This is a genomic window from Lachnospiraceae bacterium JLR.KK008 (assembly GCA_037015955.1).
Taxonomy (GTDB): Bacteria; Bacillota; Clostridia; order Lachnospirales; family Lachnospiraceae; genus VSOB01.
The window spans coordinates 904,903-926,008 of record CP143548.1 but is presented as its reverse complement, the minus strand read 5'-3'; the positions used below and the strand labels follow the sequence as shown (position 1 = coordinate 926,008).

Genomic DNA, 21,106 nt, shown 5'->3' with positions numbered 1-21,106 from the left:
ATGGAAAAATGGTTATATGTAATGACAATCAAAAAGGGGAAGACTTATAACAAAGTGACAAAAGCTGTGATCGAGAGACATGTTGAAAATCTGAGAAATTTAGATGCAGACGGAAAACTGGAACTCTGTGGTCCGCTCAAACATTGTCCGGGCGTTGCCGGCATGGTTATTTTCAAAACGCAAAGCTATGAGGAAGCCGAAGCCCTTTGTCGGCAGGAGCCGCTTGTCGCTGAAGGTTATGCGACATTTACGCTCGCGGCTCTGCAAGTGGCCGACAAAGAGAATAACTATTTACTATAACACTTTGTTGAGGAAGTCGATCGTTCGGGGCTGTGTGGGATGCAGCAGCACTTCCTGCGGAGTCCCCTCCTCCACGATCACACCCTCGTCCATAAAAATGACACGGCTGGCAACTTCTCTGGCAAAACCCATCTCATGTGTCACCACGACCATCGTCATACCCTCTCTGGCAAGATTTTTCATAACTTCCAAAACTTCACCGACCATCTCGGGATCAAGCGCACTCGTCGGCTCGTCAAACAACATGATGTCCGGATTCATCGCCAGCGCTCTGGCAATGGCTACCCGCTGTTTCTGCCCGCCCGAGAGCTTACTCGGGTATACTTCTGCCTTCTCCGCAAGACCGACCATCGCAAGCAGCTCCATGCCTTTCGTTCTCGCCTCTTCCTTCGTCATCTTCTTTAATTCCACCGGCGCCAGCATAATATTATCAATTACATTGAGATTGGCAAACAGATTAAAATGCTGGAAAACCATGCCAATGTTTTCTCTCGCCTTGTTGATATTGATCTTCTTATCGGTCAGATCATAGCCGTCTATGATCACCGAACCGGCAGTGATCTTCTCCAGTGCGTTCATGCAGCGCAGAAAGGTGCTCTTGCCCGAACCCGAAGGACCGATCAGACAGACGACCTCACCCTCCTTGATTTCTATATCCATCCCTTTCAGCACTTCCAGATGACCAAAACTTTTTCTGAGTCCCTTTACACTGATTTTGCTATTGTTATTTCCCATAGGAGATCTTCCTTTCCAATGCCCTTGCAACCTTCGAGAGTGTGGTGATAACGATCAGATACATGACTGCAATGATGGCCCACATACGAAATGTCTCAAAGTTCCGCGCGATCACAATCTGGCCTGCCTTCACTAGTTCCGGGAAACCGATCACAGAGAGGATCGACGTATCCTTCAAAGTCATAATAAACTGATTGATAATAGAGGGAATCATCGTTCTGATGGCCTGGGGAAGCACTACCTTGCTCATCGCCTTCCCATAGGGAAGACCGAGACTTCTCGCCGCCTCCATCTGCCCTTTATCGATCGACTGGATACCTGCACGCACAATCTCCGCCATATAAGCGCCCGCGTTCATACTGAGCGAAATAATGCCTGCCGTCAATGCACTGAGCCGCACATTGATCGCCATCGGCACACCAAAGTACACAAAAAACGCCAACACGATCAACGGCACCCCTCTGATGCAGTCAATATATACATTGGCGATCACATGCAGTATCTTTTTCTTTGATACATTCAGCAGACCGAAAAACAGACCGATGAGCGAAGCAAACACAAGTGATAAAAAGGTAAGCTCCAGCGTCTTGCCCATGGCTGCCAACAGATATACCCCGTTTTCCCTGATTAATTCCAAAAATGACATGAAAGCCCCCTCCTTTTCTGCAGTTAAGTGATGACGCATGTGAACGCCGCCCCGTGCGGCGTCCGATTCCGTGCATTTTTCGCCCACATGCGTCATCCATTTAATCACAGAAGTGATCGTTTATTTTGTATACGTACCAATAATTTCATCATATTTGCCGTTTTCTTTGATATTTTTCAGACCTGCCTGGAACATTTCCAGAAGCTCTGCATTCTCGCCTTTCTTAACGGCAAAACCGTAAGGTGTCTGAGACTCGTTGACATCACCCGGCATCTCCATTCCGGCGCCCTGCTGGATATTGTAAGCCATAACCGGATAATCTTCAAAACATGCAACCGTATTGCCTGTGATCACGTCCTGATACATTGTCGGTGAATCTGCAAATTCCACGATCTCAAAACCGTATTCTTCTGCGATCGACTTCGCAAAAGCCGAACCGTTCGTTCCTGTCTTGACAGCAACTTTCTTACCGTTTAAATCATCAAAAGAAGCTACTTCCGAACCTTTGGCAACTGCCATTGTCACGCCTGCGTCATAGTAAGAGTCAGAGAAATCAAACTTCTCTTTTCTTTCCTCTGTAATAGACATACCGGCAATCACACCGTCCGCCTGTCCGGACTCTACTGCAAGCAGAGCAGCGTCAAAACCAAGAGACTGCAGCTCATAGGAGAAACCCTGATCTTCTGCAATCGCTGCCAGCAGATCCACATCAATTCCCACGAAACTGTTGCTCGCATCCGTAAACTCAAATGGTGCAAACACGGTATCTGTAGCGATGATATAGGTTTTTCCCTCTCCGCCAGCCGCTTCCGCTTCTCCTTCCGCTGCTTCCTCTGCGCCTGCTTCCGCTGCCGGAGCCTCTGCCGCTTCCTCTGTTCCTGCCTCCGCTGCCGGAGCCTCTTCTTTACTTCCGCATGCTGTCACGGCAAAAACCATTGCAGCTGCAAGAATTACCGATAAAAATTTCTTTTTCATAATTTATCCTCCTTATCTGTTTTGGATAATTGTATACAATTATCCCGACACAAACAATACCATAAAAGGCTTGTCCTTGTCAAGTCGCGCGTTAGATCAGAGGATATTTTTTCGTCAATTCCTCAACGATCGCTTTCGCCTGCGGGATCTTTTCCTCGCCGTCCTTGACAACAAGCGCGATCGCTTCCGCGATTCTGTCCATATCTTCCGTGTTCATCCCTCTCGATGTCACGGCAGGTGTACCCAGGCGAATACCGCTCGTCACAAAAGGTGACTGCGGATCATTGGGGATCGTGTTTTTATTACATGTGATATGCGCCTCGTCGAGCAGCTTTTCCACTGCCTTGCCCGTCAGGCCGAATCCGGACAGATCTACAAGCATCAGATGATTGTCCGTGCCGCCGGACACGATCTTGATCCCACGGTCCAGAAGTCCCTGGCAAAGCGCCTGCGCATTGTCGACAATTCCTTTCTGATAAGTCTTAAATTCATCGGACAGCGCCTCTTTGAAGCATACTGCTTTTGCCGCGATCACGTGCATGAGCGGCCCGCCCTGAATGCCCGGGAAGATTGCTTTGTTAAAATTGTATTTTTTTGCAGCCGCCTCATTCGCCAGAATCAGGCCGCCTCTCGGTCCACGCAGTGTCTTATGTGTCGTCGTCGTCACCACATCGGCATAGGGAATCGGACTCGGATGAAGGCCTGCCGCCACCAGCCCGGCAATATGCGCCATATCCACCATCAGCACAGCTCCGACTTCGTCCGCCACTTCCCTGAATTTTTTAAAGTCGATCGTTCTCGCATATGCGGACGCGCCGGCAATGATCATTTTCGGTTTTGCTTCCAGCGCGATTTCCCGCAGTTTATCATAATCAATGAATCCATCGTCATTGACGCCGTAAGGGACAATCTTAAAATACTTGCCGGAAATGTTGACCGGGCTTCCGTGTGTCAGATGTCCGCCGTGATCCAGGTTCATTCCCATGATCGTATCACCCGGTTCGCAGATTGCAAACTGCACAGCCAGATTCGCCTGTGCACCGGAGTGTGGCTGCACATTGGCATAATCACAGCCAAACAGCTCTTTCGCCCTGTCGATGGCCAGATTTTCCACAACGTCAACACACTGACAGCCGCCATAATAACGTTTCCCCGGATACCCTTCCGCATATTTATTCGTCAGAGGGCTTCCCATAGCCGCCATCACTGCCTTGCTTACCCAGTTTTCCGAGGCGATCAGCTCAATATGACTGTTCTGTCTCTCCTGCTCGTCCACGATCGCCTGTGCGATCTCCGGGTCCGTATTTCTCACTTCGTCCAATGAATACATTGCGATTCCTCCTCTAAGCTGTTTTTACCTGTGAGTATATCACAGCTTACTCTTTGCTGTAAATATATTTATCATTGCCAAGCCTGATTTTTAAGTATTGCGCATAACGGACAAACGCTGAGGGAATCGGATACTTTTCTTCTGTCTCATCTCTCTCTGCAAACAGAAAAGGCTCTTCTGAATCAAAAGCTCCCCTCTCCAGCTCGTCCACCCGAATGACATAGCCGATCATATGCCATTCTCTGTGGGTGAAAATATGTTTTGCCTCCTCCAGCCGTCTGATATAGACCGCTTTCAAACCCAGCTCCTTTAAATAAGAAAGAACTTCTTCTTCCTCTCTGTGCCCCGGGAGCGAAGGAAACTCATACATCCCCGCCAAAAGTCCTTTCGATGGTCTCTTCCTCAGAGCCGTCCGATTCTCATCCTGAATGATCAGTATCGTCTTTTCCTCAATGACTCTCGGCTTTTTGGAAGGCTTCTTCGGATATTCGCTGATCTTTCCCAGCGCCCTTGCCTGGCAAAGCGTCTTCCAGGGACAGTCCCCGCATTTGGGCGCTCCGTTCGGAATACAGACAACAGCCCCCAGCTCCATCAACGCCTGATTCATATCCCCTGCACGCTGCCGAGGCATCACGGCGCGCAGACGCTCCTCAATCCCGCGGCGCACCTTCTGGCTGCCGATGTCCCCGTCGTCCGCCGTCGCTCTTGTAATGACCCGCAGCACGTTGCCATCGACCGCCGGCACAGCCTGGCCGAAAGCGATAGACGCGATTGCGCCCGCCGTGTAACTGCCAATCCCCGGCAGCTTCAGCAGTTGTTCATAGTCTCCCGGCATCTGGCCGTCATACGTTTCCATGATCTCAACCGCCGCCTTTTTCAGATTGCGGACCCGGTTGTAATAGCCAAGGCCCTCCCACAGCTTGAGCAATTCATCCTCCGGCGCCTGCGCCAGATGCCGAATATCGGGCAGAGCAGCCAGAAAGCGGGCAAAATAAGGTCTGACTGCCTCCACTCTCGTCTGCTGCAACATGATCTCCGAAATCCATACCCGGTACGGTGTCGGCTCCTCCCGCCACGGCAGGACGCGATGCGACTTGTCATACCAGCCAAGCAGCGGCTCCACAAGGGCTTCCAGCTCTGTCGTTATCATCTATTCACCTCCAGAATATGCGCACAGTCCGAAATCACATTACATATCTTATCTGAGCCTGTTACATTCATACTTTTCCAGTGTCAGCAGACAGGTCTTCAGCGCCTCATACCGCTCCTCAATCTCTCCGTCATTCACTTCCAGATCAAGAGAGACAGCCATCGTATTGATCATATCATCTGTGATCCGTCCATGGAGCGCTGCCAGCAGATTCAGCTTTTCCCCATACGTATCCGCATCTAAAAACTGTAATAAAAACGGGTCCAGCGGGGCCTCATCTTCCTGTATCTGATCCGCAGGCCGGGCAGCAGCCTCCTTCTTTGTCACTGTGGGCTGTGGGCGAACGACAGACTGTGGCTGAACCTGTCCGCTCTCCGGCCGCGCTGGCGGTATCGGTATATCCGGCTGACTTTGCGCATGGCTCTGCATCGGCCTGCTCTCTCCGCTCACCGCCCCCTGTCCGATGATCTGCGGCATCAGGGCGAACCGCTGCTCCTGCTCCGCATCCGGATATTTCTTTTTGTCCACTTTGCTCATAAACATGGACAGCTCCCGCACATAAATCTCACAGTCACCATAGAGTGCCTGATAAACAACCATCTTTTCTCCCGTCTCCGAATGTGTGGCCAGTGTCACGATCCTGTACAGATTCCCCTTAAAATGCCGGTAGATCTCGCCTGTCCCCGGCATGACTGTCATCGCTTCGTCTCCGGTCTTATTAACTTTATCACTTTTTTTATTGTTCCATTTTCTCATATTTTCCAATCTCTCTCTTTCCAGTTAACCTCTGTCCAAGATGTCTGTGCTTTCCCGTCCTCCTGCATCCGAAACGACTGTGTGATGCCCATTCGCCGCACATAGTCGATCCACGCATAAATATCCTCCATATCATATAAATACCTGCCATTCCCGTCTTTGGCTTTTTTCAGGGCGATCGTCATCAGCGCATATTCATTTTCCAGCGAAGTGTCAAATACACCCTGATCGTCCGTATTGATCGAAACCTGCAGAGACATGTTTGTCTCTGTGTCTTTTAATTTTCTGCCGTTAAAACGGATGATCGGATGTTCCTCATATTTCCGGATTGTCCCGATCAGATAGTTGGAAGACGGGTTCGTCTCAATGCCAATCCCCCTGTCCACCAGCTCCCGGATCATCTTATCCTGGATATTCCTCACCAGTTCCGCATAACCGCACGGTACTTTAAATAATATCGTCTGCGCGCCCCTCTCTCTCACCCGCCTGTCATAATGATAGAGCACATACAACTCTCTGTACTGATCAACTCTACGTATCGAATCCGCCGCCGCTTTGTTAAACCGATAGCGGTCCGGCTTATGCAGCGGAACGACCGCCAGTCTCCGCAGAAAACTGTCACGATCCGCCAGGTAGGCGGACGGTTCGTCGCCCCGCAGCATCCAGCTGTTGTAATAATCCGGATAACGGAACATCGTCCCGGTCCCCTTAACTCTCCCGCCGTAGATCTCATGAAACAGTTCATAAAACATTGTCTCTAATATACTCTTTAACGCCCCGTCCAGCGGACAGCCGTATTGCTCCTGTTTCACGAGCAGCCACGCAATATCATCCAGCAGATCCTGCTTCGGCATCACGACCCGGTTCCCCTTGAACTGATAATAATCAGCGGCACTGATACCGAGCGCAAGTGCATGACCGAGCCGGCAGCCCCGAGACAGCCCGCAGAAAAGCACCGCCTCATCAATCGCCCGCAGTCCGTCCACGATGTCAAGAAAATCTTCGCCCGCATGGTACGTGGCCATCAGACTGTGTGCCCGCTCTCTCCTTACCGGTGGATGATAGTCAAGCAGATAACGGAAATACCGGGCAAATACTTCCGGCCGACAGCCGATCTCATTGGCGCAGGCATCAATGCCCCTGACAGATTCGCCCAATCCGCCTTCTTTTTCCAAAAGCGCCACAATAGCGTCTGTCTGCCTCGCTGTCCTGCTGCGCACGGCGGCATTACGCGGCTCTCCGGGCCGATAAGTCTCTTCCCTCTGTTTCGGAAAGTGCAGAACAAAAAACAGCTTTTGCTCAATGTCATCTTCCGCCGTCGCTCTGATCTTTTCATTGATCTTCCTCGCCAATCCGCCGGCGTCCATCGCCGGACAAAGTCTTGCTTCCAGAGAGACGATATTCTGATTCTGAAACGAGGCATTGACCGCCAGACGGACAAGCTCGCTTTCATATTCCTTTTTTCCTTCCACAAAGTATTCCTTGCGCAGTTCATATTCGCTGAAATTAGCGAAACCGACCATGCGGTTGACCTGAATCATCTCGCTTCTGAAATACGTCCGCAGGACAAGATAGCGGTAAAATATATTTTTATCGTACGCAGAAAAGGCCTCGGCCCCTGTTCCCAGCGCGCTCCGGTAACACGCATAAAGGAACCTCCGCTCACCGGCCAGCAGACGGCACGAATTATTGTTGCTGTCGTACGAATCCTTCTCCAGCGCATAGTCGAGCACCGCGCCGCGTTCATTGACCGCGCCGTACAGCATTCCTGCCAGGCCGATCATCTCCTGTAACCCGGACAGGCATTCCCAGATAAAGACATTCCGCTTTTCTACCTTTAATAACAGGTTGCCCACATTTTCCAGCAGATAGTGATCCCTGTGCAAAACACTGAACAAATACAGGCGGTAGAGCGCCGCCTCCTGACAACGTCCATAGAATCTCTGTCTCTCTGACCGCTCCACATAGTCATGCTGTAATATTGTTTCAAATCTGGCAAACGCCCGGCCACGGTCTTCGATCTGATTCATCAGGCAGCTCCAGTTGAGCTCAAATATCTTCGTCGATCCGTTCAGGTGAAAATGATTTTCCGCCAGTCCCCGCTTCAGAATATGATCGAGCCGCATATCGTTACTGCCGATGATCGGTTCCCAGGCGAAGAATCTGGTCCTCATTCCTCTGCGTATGTCCTCGGCTGCCAGCAGCGCACAGGTAAAGACTTCCTGCCCGAGCTGGAAGGAGATCTCCCGCCAGCGCAGCATTTCATTCAGACGGCATTTGACGGCATTCCCCTGCAGACAGAGCAGTCTGGACGCGATCTTCACGATCAGTGCAAACAGGCTCTGCACGCCTCCTCTATCGTCCCGCATACTCTCCACAAGCAACTCATAGTGACTGCTCCTCTCATCTTCCGAGCAGGCAGGAAAAATACGTCTGGCGTATTCCAGATAGAGCGTCCGGTCCACATGTGCATAGTCATGACGCCGCCCTCCCGGTCTTTCACTTAATTGTATTTCGTCATAAGGAATCTCTTTCAGCAAGATCTCCAGATTTCCACGTTCAATATCCATCGTTCTGTCCTGTTCGCTGCGATCTCATCATTGATCCGGTCATAACATCCGTGCGGCATAAAATGTCGTTTGGTCTATCCGATTACATCTTTGATTCTGGCAATGGCTCTGTATGTATTGTGCTGTATCTCTGTGATCTCCTTTTTGGGGTCTGTCACACACAGATCGACCACTTCCTCATATAATTGGATCAGAGGCACAGGGTCAAAGCCTGCGGGAAGCTTCTTCTCTCTGAATGTATACTTCTGAATGCTGTTGCCGATAGTTTCCAGCATAAACCTCGCGTGATCCGCCGTTTTATTTTGCAGAGCACCGGAGATTGTTCGAAGTCCCCTGGCATAATCCACCTGCGCGACCGTCTGCACCTGCTGTGCAAACTCCTGCTTTTTCCGCTGGCCTTCCTCATAGCTGATATATCCTTCTTTCGCGTTCTCACTGTCACTTCCTTCTCCTGAGTTTTCTCGCAGGATCGCCGCAGCAGCCGCACATAGTTTCGTAAACAGTCTATTCATATCGATAGACACTCCTTCGATCTGTCCATCCTCTTTGATCCCGGTCGGAATCCAGAGCTGCGTCCAGTCCGCCTCTCCGGCTCCCTGCATCTTTAAATAATTCCTTACATTTTTGAAAAATAAACCATACAGGCGGTAGGTCCTGTCCTCTTTTGACTGTGTCCTTTCTTTATAATCATTGTGAATCTGACAGTACTGAAGCAGTCTGTCCGCCAGGTCCATATTGGCCGCCACGATCTTCGCCTGCCGAATGACTGGCGCATTGTGCGCTTTCATTGCCTCCAGAACCGGCTGTATTCTCTCCCGGGTGATTCCCAGCAGTTCCAGATTGGCAATCCGGTACAGATCTTCCGGATCACACAGATTGACGATATAGTTCTCAAGACTGATTTCGATTTCCACTGACGGCACCGCATAATTGTTATAGACAATGGGCGCCCGGTTCATATAGTTTTTCCTAAAATTCGTTTTGCCATTATGCGCGGAAACCAGCGCCAGAAGCAGCCAGCATACCGTCTCCGCCAGCCAGTGTTCGTCCTCTATTTTTGAAACATAAGCTTGAGAAGCATCTTTTTCCGGCACAGATAACGAATTCTCGCTGTCATGGAGCACAGAGGCGGTCTCATTCCAGCCCCGCAGCGCAGGAATAAAAAACCGCTCCCGGTTCATCATATGCTGGTTCTGCCTGATCGTGACCGCAGGCAGTAATCCGCCCAGCCGATTCCCCCACAGGAAACCGCCAGTAATGGAGAACGGGATCTTGCCGTTCGCACACAGTCTTGCATTGAGCAAGATCGTATAATAGACTCTGATATAATAAAACAGCCGCCAGTCTTCCCGTCTGGTCCGAAAACGTGAGACTGATGCCAGCCGCTCCGCCACAAAGGAAAGACTCATATTCGGAAACTCACAGAGGGAATTTTGATACAGATCGTATTCCTGCTTTGCACTGTCCAGCAAGCCGTTCAGATACATACCGATGTTATAGTTTCTCACACTGTCGGCATTTTTCATAATTTCCAGAAACCACTCCAGCCGCTCCCAACTAATATTTTTCTTCAGCATTCCCTCTGTAAAATAAGATTGGAATGTATCAATATTATCCAGTCTTGTCTGATCATCATCCGGCGTCGGCGTTGGTGTCGGCATCGCCATCAGCAGGGAAGCCAGGTTCACAAATTCCCGCAGATTGGCAGACACAAAATAGGAAGGCCCCTCTTCGGGCGTCACAAAGTACATCCCTGTCTTTTCCCGGATCAGACGCAGGATCGTCTGTTCGAGCGATTCTTCGTTATCTGCCTTTTTGCTCTCTTCCGTTGTCCGCACCACATCGTCTTTTCCCTGCTGATCCTCCCTGCTCTCCGGCACAAGGCTGACCTGATCGCTGCGAAGTTCCGGCAGATAGATTCTCCGCGCCATGGGAATGAGTTTTGTCACATACCGCTCGGCCATGTCCTTCATCTCCCGTGCGATCGAAGGGTCGTTGTTCCTTCCTGCAATTACCTGTTTAAAATCTTCCCGGTTCTTTTCCTCCACGCCCATCTGTAACTGCTCGATCCTGATGGCCATCAGAACGACCACATTCGGCAGGATCAGATACTTGCGCACCTGCTCCGCCATCTCATAGGCATGTTCATTGCACAGATCAAGGTCATCGATCGCAATCAGCAGCTTTTTGCTTTTCCAGTCCGCTGCGTCTTTCTTACTGCTGACGAGTCCCGGAAGCAGCATTAAATAATGATCGATCAGTTCCCTCAGATCCTGTTTCAGCCGCGTGCTCTGACCGAGCTTTTGCAGCTTGGACACATTGCCGGCGATGTCATACTCGTCATCCAGCATTTTTTCTTTCTTTTTAATAATCGACAGGCTCTTGTACGTTTTCGCCAGCAGGCCAATCATCTTCTCCCGCTCATACGTATCAAGTCTCTGATTGTCCGCCTCATAGGCATCGGCAAAACTCTGATAAATGTGCGCCAATACAATGTCCACAATATTGTGCACTTCATCAAACATGGAAGGGTCGATCGTCACTGCCGCATGGCTCCAGCCGTTCTCCCTGACTGCCTTGTCAAAAGAAAGGACATTTTCCTCCTTTCCGCAGTTTATGACCGCGTTCACAAAGGAGAGCATGACGCTGCTCTTCCCGCTTCCCCGCTCGCCGCAAAAGGCAATGATATTGTTCGGCGTTTCCGCGGCAAACTCCTGCTTTCTGTCCTGTTCCGCCTCCTTCTGCATCTGCCAGATCTGATTCAGATGACCGGCGGCAGTCTTATATTCGTGAAAAAACAGGCTGTCCCGTTTGATTTTCTCTTCGATATGTATCTTAAATTTTTGCGCGTCCGAAAGTTTTAACTTTATCATTTGTCGTCGTCCTTTCTCTTACAGGTTCTGCCACCGATTGCAAAACTGTAGCTCCATTCAGAATTCATTCAGAATTTCATCTGCCGTTCACATATTATAATCAGCCTGCACACTGTTTCCCCCTGCCTGCAGTCGCTTCGCCGCCAGTGTATACAATCTCTTTTTTACAATCAGATATGCAGCCGTCATGCTGGCAGCCGCAAGTCCCCAGCTCACAGGATAGACCGTGAACAGCCAGCCAAATGTCCGATTAAGCGGAAAGATATAAAAGAGCCAGAAAATACGCACTCCGCACACGAAAAAGACACTTAATAGCGCCGGCAAAGCCGAATATCCCAACCCCCGGAGGGTGCCTGACATCACCTCGATGACCATATTGACCACTTCAAAGCCCGCGATCAGCATAATGCGCACAGAGGCGATCTCGATCAATGTCTGATCCGTCGTGAAAAGTCCCGCCAGCGCCTCCCGGAAGACGACCATCAATACAGAGGCCAGCGCCGTGACGAGAAACCCAAGTCCCAGACACCACCTCGTGGACTCGGCGCAGCGCCTTAACTTGCCTGCCCCCAGGTTCTGACTGTTAAACGTAATACTCGTCTGACCAAAGCCAGCCACGATATAGTAACCAAACGTCTCCACGTTGAGGCCGACGGTCGCTCCCGCCACCACATCGGAGCCGAGACTGTTGACTCCGGACTGAATGACAATATTGGCCGCATTGAACAGCATTCCCTGTATCGCCGCCGGAACGCCGATCATCAAAATCGCCTTTGCATCTTTTCCGTATATGCGCACCGACCGCAGCCTGACTTTGAGCACGCCCTCCTCCCTCATCAGAATCATGAAAAGAATGAGCGCACTCATAATATTGGAAATCAGCGTGGCGAGCGCCACACCTTCCACACTCATACCACAGGCCAATACAAAAAACAGATTCAGTCCGATATTGATCACTCCCGTGGCCATCAATACAAATACGGGCGTTCTCGTATCGCCGCCCGCGCGCAGGATCGCAGCCTCAAAATTATAGAGCATCAGAAAGAGACTGCCGGAAAAATAGATGCGCAGATAAGTGACTGCCAGATCCATCACATTATCCGGCGTACTCACGACTTCCAGTAAAGGTCTGGTGATGCTCTCACCCACCGCCATAATAACCAGCCCTGCAAGGACGGCGATGGCTATGGATGTATGTACCGCCTCTTTAGTCTTTTTCCGGTCTCCTGCGCCGATATGTCTGGCGATAACGGCGTTGGCTCCGATCGCCAGACCGGAAAACAGTGTGATAAACAGTGTGACGATCGGACCTGTGCAGCCCACCGCCGCCAGCGCGTCGTTGCCGACAAGCCGTCCGACGACGGCAATATCCGCCGTATTAAACAACTGCTGCAATACATTCGTGACGACAATCGGCAAGGCAAACAATAAAATCTTATCCCAGAGACTGCCTGTCACCATATCCATCTGACCATTCTTTTTATGGGAAAATTTTACATCAGAATATTCTGTTTCATTCTCCATCTCCATCAATATCCCCCTCTTCGCCTGATCTGCAGTCCTGATTTTCTCCTGCATTCTCATCATAGTACAGCGTCAACGGACGGTCAATGACTTTTGCTCTCTCCTGGGAAAAACAACGGAGAAGCCCCATGACTGTCACACAGTCACGGGGCCTCTCCGTTCACACAGCTATCATGATTCTATTAATACCAGCAGTTTTCCTGTAATATCCGCCATCTGCATCGACACTTGCTTTGAGTCATGAGAAATCTTTACATTTTCCTCCACGACGCCGGATATTCTCTCCAGTTTCTGAACCGCTTTGAAAACGCTTTCAACATTCTGTTTTACCATGCTTGTAATCTGTTCTATATCATGGTTGGCCTTCTCAATGTTTTCCGCAACAATATCAAATGCGTTCACCGTCTGATCAGTAATCTCTCTTCCCTCTTCCACAGCCTGTATGGAATTGGTAATCAGCTCATTCGTCTCTTTTGCCACCCGCGCACTCCTCTCCGCAAGCTCCCCGACCTGTGTCGCCACAACGGCAAACCCTTTTCCCATCTCACCGGCTCTGGCAGCCTCAATGGAGGCATTCAGAGAAAGCATATTCGTCTGCTGGGCAATGGAATCAATCTCATCAATAATCTTTTCGATTGCGATCGACATTTCACTCGTTCTCTTCATGGAGCCTTTGAGCAATTCTATCTTAGACTGCGTCTGCGCCATTTTTTCTGCGATCCCGTCTGTCGCCGCCAAAGCACTTTCAGAAGCACTGGCGCTGTGGTTCAGCTCCTGGGTCAGTTGATTCATGATCTGCTTCAAATCTGCAACCGCTTTTTCCTGCTCCCCGGTCCCGTCATGGATGCTGTCCGCATTCCGCAAAGTCTCTCCCGACACTTCATTCAGGTCAATACAGGCATTTTTCACATTTTGGATCAGATTATGGTTATTCGCCACATCATCTTTCTGCTGTTCCAACAGCCTTTCATTTTCCCGCATATTCCGGCAGATACTGCCAACCATCTTATTGATGCTTTCTGAAAGCTGCACGAACTCCGGATTGCCCTGCTCATTGACGACAACGTCAAATTTTCCACCGGCAATCTCTTTCATGGAATTAACAATACGATTGATTCCCTGAACGATCTTACCATCCACAGTCTGATTGATTACAATGAGTAACACACCAAATATGACCAACATGCTCAGCGATACTACCAACATCTGGCTGCCACGGGCATCATAATATTCGTTCGCAGGCATAAAAGTACCGATGACCCAGCTATTGTGCCGCTCCGCCACATAATAACCCCTGATGCCATCGATAACGGCCTTTCCGCTTCCGGTAAGTTCAGCGGGAAATCCTGCAGAGACAGCGGACGTACCGATCAGCTCCTTGTTCTGATGCGCCGCGATCTCTCCGTTTTCTATATTAATCGCATACACATATCCTTTTTTCCCAAAATCTATATCCTGCAGGACTCTGGATATTTCCGTACCAGCCAGCATATTTTCCAGAACTTCCGGTTGTACACCCACCTGTACAAGCCCTCTTGCATCCTTTCTTGCCACGCCAATATACTGCATGACTGTTCCTTCCGCAACATTAACCTGCGGCTCCTGTACGATCTCGATAGAAGGGTCATCCACGATGACCATAAAAGCATTGGACTGCTCACCGCTCTTCATATCAAATCCTATGTACGCTTCTATCGTACTGCTCGTAATGATCCCATTCTCATCAATAATATGTAACTCATTGACCATCAGACGGTCTTTGATTTCATTGAGTTTTGCCATATCGCCTGCAATCGTATCATCCATGACAAGCATATCCGCAAAGGCCCTCGTCTTGGCAAGGTTGTTTTCACCGAGATTTACCGTAAGATTTTCGATATTTTCCTCGTTAATGCGCATCCTTTCTTTCACCATCGCCAGTTTGTCCCCACTGGATGCAGTATTTTCTTTTTGGTTGATTACTGTCTGCAATGCAAAGATAACGCTGATTGTGATGACGAGTCCCGCCAGCATATAGAGAAACAGGCGCCTGGTAAACATTTTTTTCATTGGATGGGTTTCCTTCCTTTTGTGTTTTATAGGTTTTGTCGTGTAATGCCTAAAAAAAGGTAAAAAAAATAAACATACCGATCAATATCGGCAATGTTTTCTCCCCTGTCTCTATCATATAACAAGACATCCAAACCGTCAATGACTTTTGTCATATTCATGGCACCTGGTTTCGTCATACTAAAAATTACATTTTATACGGTCTGTACATAACCGCTGACAGGAAAGACTGCCGCCTCTGATAAATCTTCTTACGGCGGCCTTTCCTGTCAACGTCTGCCTGTTTATTTCGTCTCCAGTTTTCGGTTAATGGAAATTGCCACTTTCTCCCTGTAACTGCTGACTGTCTCCCGATTATTTGCAGAATAGCAGGAAAACAGCATATCCAGCACATAAAGCTGCGATACGATCGATTCGAACGTCCCCCCTGTAATCGGATTCTCCGGTGCACTCGTCAAAAGCACGCAGTCCGCTATTTCGGCGATCGGTGAATTTTCATGATTGGTAATGGCAATAATCTTGCTGCCGCTGTCTCTGGCGAGCATCAGCGCATTGTAAAGGTCATGCGTGGTTCCTGAGACAGAGATCGCCACAACCACATCTTCCGGAGACATAATCGCAGCCTGGATTGTCTGAATATGGGAATCTCTGACTGACTTGCTCCTTCTGCCCATACGGATAAAACGTGTCTCCGCAATTTCCGCCGCGATCCCGCTGCTGCCGGCCCCATAAAAGTAGACCTGTTCGTTCACTCCCATCAATGCCACAGCCTGTTTTAAATGTTCACGATTGACACAGGCATCCGTATTTTGGATGACGCGGATCATTTTCTCCGAACCGATACTGTTGTCCGCCTCTCCCGCTCTTCCTGTTTTATCCTTTTCCTCATCCTGAGCGCTCTCAATCGCCATGCTCAGTTTCAGATCCTGAAACCCTCTGAAACCCATTTTCCGGCAGAACCTGATAATACTCGCTTCCCCAAGTCTGAGCTGCTTTGACAGCTCCAGCAATGTCATATTGATCAGTGTATGCCTTTGGTCCTGGAGAATGAAATTCGCTATTTTTTTTTCCGTTTTGGTTAATTTCGTGTAATTGCTGTCAATAATATCTGTTGTATTCATCCGCCACCCCTTTATATGTTATATTTTTGCATTATATATTATAGCGATAGTAAAAGATATATAAATACTGTATTTTCTCTGAAAATCTGTTAAAATAAGATTAGCGCTCCGATTCGGAAAGGAATCAAAATGAAAATAAAAAATTTAATAGAACAATTAACAGCAGATGCGCCGTGGGTCAATTACAATGAAACACGTGACATTATCCTCTGCGGCAGTGAGGACATGGATGCTGACCGTATCGGCGTATGCTGGGTAGCAACAAACAAGGTCATTGATCAGGCAATCGAAAAGGGCATCCACTTTATTATCAGTCATGAAAATCCCTTTTACCATATGACGACCGGCCCCAAGAAGCTCGCACACGAAAGTGTTAAGCGAAAACTTGCACGTCTGAACGCACACGATATTACTGTCTATCGCTGTCATGACCTGTGGGACATGATCCCCGAAGTTGGCGTGGCCGATATGTGGGCGAAACGTCTCGGCTTTGATTTCACCCGGGTAACTTCCTCCTATATCCAGCACGCGACGATTCCGGAGACAACCGTCAGAGAGCTTGCTGCCCATGTTGCCGACTGTCTGAAACAGGACGGAGAGAACGGTGTCTATGTCTTTGGAGATGTCGATAAAAAAGTATCTGCCATCGGCATGGGGACCGGCGCCGCCACCGATATTTTCAAAATGCTCGACAAACAGCACTGCGACGTATGTATTGTGGCTGATGACGGAATCTCCAATTTTTATCAGGCCCAGTATGCGATTGATAATGATCTCCCTCTGATTGTCGTCAACCACTCCTGCTGTGAGATTGCGGGAATCAAAAGTATGGAACAGTATTTACAGAACCGTTTTCCGGAGCTGTCCGTCTCTTATCTGGAAGAAGGGTATACTGTCACACATATCTGTGTATAAGAGACAGTCTTATTCATAAAAAATCGTTTTCTATTTATTAAAAAGGAGCTGGTGCAATCGTCTGTATCAGCTCCCTGTTATCTCAGCCTTTCTTTCTGAATTCCTCATATTCTTTTATAAACTGTTTCATATCCTCTTCTTCCTTAAAAACGCGATAAGGGAGCAGGATCGTCCCGCCGGGATAGCAGAAAGCAAACTGACTTTTTAATGGCAGCATTGTCACAATATCAGAATAAGCGATCTTTGTTTTTTTATTTTTGTCAGAATATTCGATTTCCCGCTCGCCAAAATGATAGGTGACTTCTTTAAATTCTTTGACATTCATCCTCGGCAGAAATTTTTTTCTGATCTTTCCTCTGATGTATCTTCTCCATACTGCCGAAGCGCCGTACAGTACCCACACTACGGCAAGGGCAATGATACTTGATACAAACAGCCATGATTTGATCTTCAGAATCAGCACCCCTGTCACAAGCAGCGCCGGAACGCTTGTCAACAGAAACCAGCGGTATCCCCGCATCATCTTTGAGTAGCTGATCTGACAGCTCAAATACTCAACATATTCTTCTTCCTGTAATGTTACATGAAATGTTCTGTCCATCTCTGACTTTTCACCTTTTTAAGAAAGGGCTGTCATAAGACAGCCCCAAACTCCTATCTGTTATGGTATTTCTTATTGCAGTTCGCAAAACGTTCCGTGATCAGATGAGGCCTTGTAACCGCACTGCCGATGGAAACCATATCGGCTCCCGCCTCCAGCACTTCCTCAAGATCATGCAGTTCCCAAATGCGGCCTTCTGCATTGACCGGCAGAGAAACCTGTTTTTTGATCTCTCTGATCAATCCTACATTCGGTCCGTCCGTAGCGCCGTCAAGAGAATTTCTCGTATACCCGGCAAGGGTGGTGGAGATAATGTCCACACAACCTGTCTCCGCAGCCTTAACAGCCTCTTCCAGCGTTGCCAGATCAGCCATGATCGCAATGTCAGGATAAGCGTCTTTGATCTGGTGCAACAGATTATCCAATTCCGCAAATGGTCGGCAGTCACGGATCGTACAATCCAGCGCCACAATGTCGCAACCCGCCTCAATGATCTCTTTCGCAGATTCAAATGTCGGTGTAATGAATATCTCATCCAGTGGATTGCCGTCTCCGAATTTCTTGTTAATACCAATGATCGGCAGATCACAAGCCTCTTTCACTGCACGGATGTCCTGCGCCCAGCAGGCGCGAAGCCCATTGGCTCCGCCCATCTGTGCACACAGCGCCATCGCTGCCATATACTTCGGCCCGTACAAAGGGGTATCTTCATAAGCCTGGCAGGAGATCACCAGTCCGTGTAATAACTTTTCTACTGTTTTGTGCATACGTTTTCCTCCTCCCGGCCGGTTTTAAACCGTCAGAACCGTTGTCACATAGCCTACAATAGCAATAATGAGGAAGAGCAGCATCATTTTGTTGACTGACCATTTTTTCTTTACCATCAATACATATGCAATCATGGATACGATCAGTACGGAAAGTCCCGGAAGCAGGGAATTGAGAATCGCTCCAATATCAACGGACAAATCACCGCTCGTATACACGAGTCCAATATTTACATGGGTATAGGAAGCTGTGACCGCACCGACGACAATCAAACCTACCGTCTCGGCTGCTTTTGTCACCTTATCCTTGATACCGCCCGCCAGCACCATCTCGGCTGCATTGGCACCGGTTTTAACACCATAGGAGAATAAGAACCATGTCAGCGGGAACATAACGCCAAGGAACACAATAATGTAGAACAGAGGCCCGATAATCTCGCCGTTACCGCACAGACCAAGGGCAATACTCAAAAGGATCGGGCACAGTGTGCCGGGAAGCAGGGAATCACCGATACCTGCAAACGGTCCCATCAGAGCAGTTTTGATGGAGTTGATAAACTCAGGCTGCACGTCTCCGCCCTGTGCCATCTCATGCTCCATACCAAGTACAATACCAGGAACGATACTGCCAAGGAAAGGCTCCGTATTAAAGAAGATAGAATGGCGCTCCAGCATCTCTTTCTGCGCCTCTACATCACCCGGATACAGCTCTTCTCTCACATCGGCAAGCATCTTTACGATTGCCGGACCTTCCATACGCTCGAAGTTCTGAACGGACAAGTTCCAGAACATCCAGTTCCAATAAGATTTGCGTATCGCTTTCTTACTTAAAGTTCTCTTTTCTTCGCTCATCTTCTCACGCCTCCTTTTCCGACATCTGATATTTCAGATATGCAATTACCAGTGCAAAGATAACGATCGGAATCATGCCCAGTCCCATAACGGATACCAGCACAAATCCAAGTACAAAGTAGATCAGATCCAGATCTTTCTTAACAAGTGTACGCATCAGCAGCATAAATCCAACGAGAGGAAGCATATTTGCGAAAATCTGCAAAATATCTGTCAGCCATACAGGCATCATCTCGACAAGGGTTGCTACCAGATCCGCACCAAAATAATTGATAATCAGGATCGGGAAAAACCGCAGCATAATATTCGTAATCTGACCAATAATCGGGATTCTTGCCGCTTTGTCCAGTTCACCGCTGTCAATATAAGCGTCCTGTTTATGTACAAAAAACAGATTGATTGCACACAGACCATAGACTGCAAACACACCAAGCGTAGACAGCGGTACTGCCAGCGCCAGTGCGAACTCCTGTCCTGCTCCCGCAGCCATAGCCAGCGGTATTCCAATCCAGGAAGCAAAGTTTACGTCAGCCGGCATTGCACCGCCCGGCGTAACAAGGCCGATATAGAGCATCTGAATTGCCGCGCCCATGATAATACCGGTCTGTACATCACCCATGATAATACCAATCACCATACCGGATACAAGCGGTCTGCCCAGTGTATACCAGCCGCCCAGTCCACCCGATAATACCGGGCAGTAAATAGAACTCATCCAACCAAATAATGCTAATAACAGAGCTTGAAATATACTCATAGTGCCCTCCTTTTAAAATTTATCTTTCACTTCATCCCATTCGATCAGTGCCTGTTCAGGAACCTGACGGAAATATACATGCGCACCCATGCTCACTGCTTCTTTAACAGCGTCGCCTTCACTCTGGATCAGGTTAATTGCCGGATGAACGGCAATGGAGCCTTTTCTCTTCGTCATAGGACCCACATTCAGTTCCTTCGGAAGCTCATCCATCGCTTTTAACAGTTCCACATAAACGATAGGACTCTTCATCAATACCATTGTCCTCACGTCATTTGTCAGAGCTTCTTTAATCTTTGGCAGGGAATCCTGAATGGTAAACACATCCGCTTTCATATTGGACGGAACTGCCGTTTTAAATACTGTTTTCAAAACTGCATTGGTTGCAGTAAAATCATCAACTACAATAATCTCCTGAATATCATACGACTTCACGATAACAGTCATACACTGTCCATGAATCAAACGATCATCACAACGAACTAAAGCAATCATTCTGTCCCTTCCTTTCTAACCGAACATTTCTTTCATCTTCACAATTTTCATATTTTCCTTCGCATTCGAGAGGGCTCCTTCCAGAAGAGCGTCGTAATCCTCATAATCCTCTCTCTCTGACATGATCTGCAAAAGCATGGGAAGATTTACCCCTGTGATCACGCTTGTGTCGAATGCGGCCAATGCTGCTGATGAAGCATTAAAAGGAGTTGCCCCGAAAAGATCTACACAGACGATATATTTCTCGTCGTCCTGACGATACTTTTCTGTTATTTCCTTGACCCTGTCACTCAGGGCAAGCATGTCTTCTCCCTCCTGAAAACAAACCACATCGAAACATTCCTGCTCACCCAAGATCATCTCTACGGATTTACGAATCCCATCAGCGAAATCCGAATGGGTGCAAACAATAACACCTAACACTCACTACACTCCTTTCTAAAAAACATTTTGCGCTCCGGTTTTTTATTTTTTTGAAGTATTACTCCATAGACAAAATATAGCATACATCTGCATACCTGTAAAGTATTTTTTATAATTATTTTATCAAAATTACACAAAAATTTTCCAGGTATTTTATAAAATGGAAAGATATACCTGATCCACTCCGGTTGTCTTATTCTTTACACTCCATTTTTATATATGATTTTCATATTTTGAATATATATTCAGAAATTTTATTTATATATT

The 21,106-nt window shown here is 48.3% G+C and carries 19 protein-coding genes; 2 read left to right on the top strand and 17 right to left on the bottom strand.

The genetic code is table 11. From position 1 onward, the window contains the following. The gene (locus tag V1224_04670) at window positions 1-300 is read left to right on the top strand and encodes a YciI family protein (protein ID WWR16732.1); all 300 of its coding nucleotides are present in this window, start codon (window positions 1-3) and stop codon (window positions 298-300) included. Here V1224_04670 and V1224_04665 read toward each other — a convergent pair. The 11 genes from V1224_04665 to V1224_04615 all read right to left on the bottom strand — a co-directional run bounded on the left by V1224_04665 (window position 295) and on the right by V1224_04615 (window position 16,029). Next, complete coding sequence (locus V1224_04665; protein WWR16731.1) at window positions 295-1,035, bottom strand: amino acid ABC transporter ATP-binding protein; 741 nt, start codon at window positions 1,033-1,035, stop codon at window positions 295-297. The two genes, V1224_04670 and V1224_04665, sit on opposite strands and share 6 nt — an antisense overlap. Beyond that, a complete protein-coding gene (locus V1224_04660; GenBank protein WWR16730.1) occupies window positions 1,025-1,681 on the bottom strand; it encodes an amino acid ABC transporter permease in 657 nt (218 codons plus the stop codon). Before V1224_04660 ends, V1224_04665 begins: the two co-directional genes overlap by 11 nt. Before the next feature lie 120 nt (window positions 1,682-1,801). Further along, complete coding sequence (locus tag V1224_04655; protein WWR16729.1) at window positions 1,802-2,656, bottom strand: transporter substrate-binding domain-containing protein; 855 nt, start codon at window positions 2,654-2,656, stop codon at window positions 1,802-1,804. A gap of 91 nt (window positions 2,657-2,747) precedes the next feature. Beyond that, on the bottom strand, window positions 2,748-3,986 hold the full coding sequence (gene glyA, locus V1224_04650) for a serine hydroxymethyltransferase (protein WWR16728.1): 1,239 nt from the start codon (window positions 3,984-3,986) through the stop codon (window positions 2,748-2,750). A 46-nt stretch (window positions 3,987-4,032) separates the two neighbouring features. Further along, window positions 4,033-5,136: an A/G-specific adenine glycosylase gene (gene mutY, locus V1224_04645; protein ID WWR16727.1), complete on the bottom strand. Its 1,104-nt coding sequence runs from the start codon at window positions 5,134-5,136 to the stop codon at window positions 4,033-4,035. Between the two features lie 48 nt (window positions 5,137-5,184). Continuing rightward, complete coding sequence (locus tag V1224_04640; GenBank protein WWR16726.1) at window positions 5,185-5,892, bottom strand: DUF1653 domain-containing protein; 708 nt, start codon at window positions 5,890-5,892, stop codon at window positions 5,185-5,187. Then, window positions 5,889-8,462 carry a hypothetical protein gene (locus V1224_04635; GenBank protein ID WWR16725.1) on the bottom strand — a complete coding sequence of 858 codons (2,574 nt, stop codon included), beginning with the start codon at window positions 8,460-8,462 and terminating at the stop codon, window positions 5,889-5,891. The genes V1224_04640 and V1224_04635 overlap by 4 nt, the downstream gene beginning before the upstream one ends. A 74-nt stretch (window positions 8,463-8,536) precedes the next feature. Beyond that, window positions 8,537-11,335 (bottom strand): P-loop NTPase fold protein, encoded by a 2,799-nt coding sequence (locus V1224_04630; protein WWR16724.1) that lies wholly within the window; start codon window positions 11,333-11,335, stop codon window positions 8,537-8,539. Between the two features lie 87 nt (window positions 11,336-11,422). Next, window positions 11,423-12,922, bottom strand: coding sequence for an MATE family efflux transporter (locus V1224_04625; protein WWR16723.1), 1,500 nt, complete (start codon window positions 12,920-12,922; stop codon window positions 11,423-11,425). A gap of 108 nt (window positions 12,923-13,030) precedes the next feature. Next, window positions 13,031-14,908, bottom strand: a complete 1,878-nt coding sequence (locus V1224_04620) for a methyl-accepting chemotaxis protein (protein WWR16722.1) — start codon at window positions 14,906-14,908, stop codon at window positions 13,031-13,033. A gap of 284 nt (window positions 14,909-15,192) precedes the next feature. Then, entirely contained in the window at window positions 15,193-16,029 is an 837-nt protein-coding gene (locus V1224_04615) for a MurR/RpiR family transcriptional regulator (protein ID WWR16721.1), read from the bottom strand. Between the two features lie 129 nt (window positions 16,030-16,158). Here V1224_04615 and V1224_04610 point away from each other — a divergent pair, with 129 nt between their 5' ends. Then, window positions 16,159-16,944 (top strand): Nif3-like dinuclear metal center hexameric protein, encoded by a 786-nt coding sequence (locus tag V1224_04610; protein WWR16720.1) that lies wholly within the window; start codon window positions 16,159-16,161, stop codon window positions 16,942-16,944. Window positions 16,945-17,026: 82 nt separating this feature from the next. On the opposite strand, the gene V1224_04605 is transcribed toward V1224_04610, so the two are convergent. Genes V1224_04605 through V1224_04580 form a run of 6 tightly spaced genes read right to left on the bottom strand, consistent with a single transcriptional unit; the run spans window position 17,027 to window position 20,839 of the window. Continuing rightward, entirely contained in the window at window positions 17,027-17,545 is a 519-nt protein-coding gene (locus V1224_04605; GenBank protein ID WWR16719.1) for a hypothetical protein, read from the bottom strand. Between the two features lie 53 nt (window positions 17,546-17,598). Next, window positions 17,599-18,312, bottom strand: coding sequence for an N-acetylmannosamine-6-phosphate 2-epimerase (locus V1224_04600; protein WWR16718.1), 714 nt, complete (start codon window positions 18,310-18,312; stop codon window positions 17,599-17,601). 24 nt (window positions 18,313-18,336) lie between these two features. Beyond that, the gene (locus V1224_04595; protein WWR16717.1) at window positions 18,337-19,164 is read right to left on the bottom strand and encodes a PTS system mannose/fructose/sorbose family transporter subunit IID; all 828 of its coding nucleotides are present in this window, start codon (window positions 19,162-19,164) and stop codon (window positions 18,337-18,339) included. Between the two features lie 4 nt (window positions 19,165-19,168). After that, window positions 19,169-19,921, bottom strand: a complete 753-nt coding sequence (locus V1224_04590) for a PTS sugar transporter subunit IIC (protein WWR16716.1) — start codon at window positions 19,919-19,921, stop codon at window positions 19,169-19,171. A gap of 12 nt (window positions 19,922-19,933) precedes the next feature. Further along, window positions 19,934-20,416 (bottom strand): PTS sugar transporter subunit IIB, encoded by a 483-nt coding sequence (locus V1224_04585; GenBank protein ID WWR16715.1) that lies wholly within the window; start codon window positions 20,414-20,416, stop codon window positions 19,934-19,936. 15 nt (window positions 20,417-20,431) lie between these two features. Beyond that, window positions 20,432-20,839 (bottom strand): PTS mannose transporter subunit IID, encoded by a 408-nt coding sequence (locus V1224_04580; GenBank protein ID WWR16714.1) that lies wholly within the window; start codon window positions 20,837-20,839, stop codon window positions 20,432-20,434. Window positions 20,840-21,106: the final 267 nt, after the last annotated feature.

What these genes read in the sequence shown, in the direction of transcription:
- V1224_04670 (WWR16732.1), top strand. Translation starts at nt 1, where the DNA reads ATGGAAAAATGGTTATATGTAATGACAATCAAAAAGGGGAAGACTTAT.
- V1224_04665 (WWR16731.1), bottom strand. Translation starts at nt 1,035, where the DNA reads ATGGGAAATAACAATAGCAAAATCAGTGTAAAGGGACTCAGAAAAAGT.
- V1224_04660 (WWR16730.1), bottom strand. Translation starts at nt 1,681, where the DNA reads ATGTCATTTTTGGAATTAATCAGGGAAAACGGGGTATATCTGTTGGCA.
- V1224_04655 (WWR16729.1), bottom strand. Translation starts at nt 2,656, where the DNA reads ATGAAAAAGAAATTTTTATCGGTAATTCTTGCAGCTGCAATGGTTTTT.
- glyA (WWR16728.1), bottom strand. Translation starts at nt 3,986, where the DNA reads ATGTATTCATTGGACGAAGTGAGAAATACGGACCCGGAGATCGCACAG.
- mutY (WWR16727.1), bottom strand. Translation starts at nt 5,136, where the DNA reads ATGATAACGACAGAGCTGGAAGCCCTTGTGGAGCCGCTGCTTGGCTGG.
- V1224_04640 (WWR16726.1), bottom strand. Translation starts at nt 5,892, where the DNA reads ATGAGAAAATGGAACAATAAAAAAAGTGATAAAGTTAATAAGACCGGA.
- V1224_04635 (WWR16725.1), bottom strand. Translation starts at nt 8,462, where the DNA reads ATGGATATTGAACGTGGAAATCTGGAGATCTTGCTGAAAGAGATTCCT.
- V1224_04630 (WWR16724.1), bottom strand. Translation starts at nt 11,335, where the DNA reads ATGATAAAGTTAAAACTTTCGGACGCGCAAAAATTTAAGATACATATC.
- V1224_04625 (WWR16723.1), bottom strand. Translation starts at nt 12,922, where the DNA reads ATGATGAGAATGCAGGAGAAAATCAGGACTGCAGATCAGGCGAAGAGG.
- V1224_04620 (WWR16722.1), bottom strand. Translation starts at nt 14,908, where the DNA reads ATGAAAAAAATGTTTACCAGGCGCCTGTTTCTCTATATGCTGGCGGGA.
- V1224_04615 (WWR16721.1), bottom strand. Translation starts at nt 16,029, where the DNA reads ATGAATACAACAGATATTATTGACAGCAATTACACGAAATTAACCAAA.
- V1224_04610 (WWR16720.1), top strand. Translation starts at nt 16,159, where the DNA reads ATGAAAATAAAAAATTTAATAGAACAATTAACAGCAGATGCGCCGTGG.
- V1224_04605 (WWR16719.1), bottom strand. Translation starts at nt 17,545, where the DNA reads ATGGACAGAACATTTCATGTAACATTACAGGAAGAAGAATATGTTGAG.
- V1224_04600 (WWR16718.1), bottom strand. Translation starts at nt 18,312, where the DNA reads ATGCACAAAACAGTAGAAAAGTTATTACACGGACTGGTGATCTCCTGC.
- V1224_04595 (WWR16717.1), bottom strand. Translation starts at nt 19,164, where the DNA reads ATGAGCGAAGAAAAGAGAACTTTAAGTAAGAAAGCGATACGCAAATCT.
- V1224_04590 (WWR16716.1), bottom strand. Translation starts at nt 19,921, where the DNA reads ATGAGTATATTTCAAGCTCTGTTATTAGCATTATTTGGTTGGATGAGT.
- V1224_04585 (WWR16715.1), bottom strand. Translation starts at nt 20,416, where the DNA reads ATGATTGCTTTAGTTCGTTGTGATGATCGTTTGATTCATGGACAGTGT.